1 protein-coding gene and 1 pseudogene are annotated in these 2,158 nt (G+C 73.2%); both read right to left on the reverse strand.

Going from position 1 to position 2,158, the window contains the following annotated elements:
* Positions 1-66: 66 nt before the first annotated feature.
* Positions 67-1,071 carry a tetratricopeptide repeat protein gene (locus tag Q7F20_RS18465; RefSeq protein WP_305741514.1) on the reverse strand — a complete coding sequence of 335 codons (1,005 nt, stop codon included), beginning with the start codon at positions 1,069-1,071 and terminating at the stop codon, positions 67-69.
* Positions 1,068-2,158 (reverse strand): annotated as a pseudogene (locus tag Q7F20_RS18470) (hypothetical protein); the annotation flags it as partial. The pseudogene Q7F20_RS18470 and the gene Q7F20_RS18465, both read right to left, overlap by 4 nt.

Consider the following 2,158-nt stretch of genomic DNA (forward strand, 5'->3'; position numbering starts at 1 on the left):
GCGGTGCCAGCTGGCACCGCGCCTCCCGTCCGTCCTGCGGTCGCGTCCCGGCCGCGACGCCCGCGCTCAGTACAGCGCGCTCGCCAGTCGCCGGCGCGCGGCGACCACGCGGGGGTCCTCGCTCCCGATGAGCTCGAAGTACTCGACGAGCCGCACGCGCAGGGCCTCGCGCTCGTCCCCGAACACCGTCGGGACGAGGTCGAGCAGCCGGCCGAACGCGTCCTCGACGTGCCCGCCCGAGACGTCGAGGTCGGCGACCGCCAGCTGCGCCTGCACGTCGGAGGGCCCGGCTGCCGCTGCGGCGCGGATCTCGTCCGCGGTGCGACCGTTCAGCCGGTCGAGCAACGACACCTGCGCGAGCCCCGCGACGGCCATCTGGTCGTGCGGGTCCTGCGCGATCGCGGTCTTGTACTCCTGGATCGCCGTGGCGTAGTCGCCCTGCTCGATCGCGTCGTACGCGGCCTGGTGGTGTGGCGGCAGGGGCTCCGGCTCGGGCTCGCCCTGCTCCACGGCGTCGGCCGGGGCAGCACCGTCGACCGTGACGCGCCCGGAGACGCCGTTCTCGGCGGCGGCTGCCAGCACCTGCTCGTAGACGTCGCGGACCTGCGCCTCGGGGAGGGCACCGACGAAGAGGCCGAGCGGGCGTCCGCCGATGAGCGCGGCCACGGTCGGGATCGACTGGGCCTGGAACGCCTGCACGAGCTGCGGGTTCGTGTCGGCGTCCACCTTGGCGAGCAGCACCCGGCCGTCGTACTCGGCGGTCAGCTGTTCGAGGACGGGCGAGAGCTGCTTGCACGGCCCGCACCACTCCGCCCAGATGTCGACGATCACCGGGACGATCGTGGAGAGCTGCAGGACGTCCTGGAAGGTCTGGTCGGTGACGTCGAGGACGAGCGACGGGACGGTCAGGTCGGCGCCGGTCTCGCTGCCGGGACCACCGGAAGCGACGCCGGAACCGGGGCCGCCTGCAGCGGCACCGCCGGGCTGGGGCGGCCGCTGGGCGCGGTCCACCAGGGACGACAGGTCGACGGCTCCGCGGAGACCGGACGGGGTCGGGGGGACGTTCGTCATTGCACCTCACTCGCTGCTGTCAGGCCCTGCGTGAACCCGAGCAGGACCACTTTGTCATCGGTGCCCACCGGGGGCACGTAGAAGAGCAGCTGCACGCCGTAGGTGGCGCTGATGCCCTTCGTGCTGGAGTCGACACCGGAGAGCGCCTTGACCGCGCCCTCGGTGTTCACCTCGGCGCCGGCGGCGGTCGGCGTGACCTTCTCGACCTCGTCGAGGTCGGCGGAGACCAGTGCCCCGGCACCGTCCGTCGCGATCGCCACCGCGCTGTCGTCGGGGACCTCGGACGAGTACTCGATCTTCGCGGTGTCCGGCAGCGAATCGGACTTCTTGTCCTTGTACGCCTTGCCGATGGTCGACCGGAGGCCGTCGCCGTCCGCCTGGAACAGCGACGCGTACGAGCTGTCCTTGTCCTTCGAGAGGATGTCGCCGTACGCCGCGGCGATGTCCGCGGGCGCGATGGCGAGCAGCTTCGTGTTCGGCGCGAGCAGCGCGGCACCGATCGACGTCGGGGCGAGGCTGGGGATCTTCGCCGCGGCCTCGAGCGAGACGTCGTAGGCGACCTTGTAGTCGTCCCGGGCGGAGTCCTGCACGAGCGTCAGCGCCTGCGGGGCCGACTTCGCGTCGCAGTCCTCGGCGACGACGGCGAACACGGTGCGCGGCCACGAGTCGGTCTGCTGCGGCAGCGCCACGCACACCTGCTCGGCGGAGATGGCCGGCGGGGCGTCGACGTCCGAGTCCTTGCCACGGATCGTGTAGTTCGCCTCGCGCAGGTCGAGGGCGGCACCGGTGAAGCGCTGCTCGGCGATCTTCGCGTTGCGGGCGTCGTCGGCGCGCTTCGCCACGTAGGCCACGCGCTGCACGATGCGGGTGATCTGCTGCTTCGTCGCCGCGGTCGGCTCGGTCTGCGCCGCAGCCCCGGTGGCGGTCGCGGTCGGCGTCGGGGTCACCGCCGCGCCACCCTGGGGCCAGTAGTCGGACGAGCAGCCGGCGAGGCCGAGTGCACCGACGAGCACGACCGGGATCGCCACGGACGCCCGACGCCCACGGCGGCCGCGGGCCGGCACCTGGGCACCGGCGGCGGCGGCCC

Source organism: Curtobacterium sp. A7_M15, assembly GCF_030705415.1.
GTDB lineage: Bacteria > Actinomycetota > Actinomycetes > Actinomycetales > Microbacteriaceae > Curtobacterium.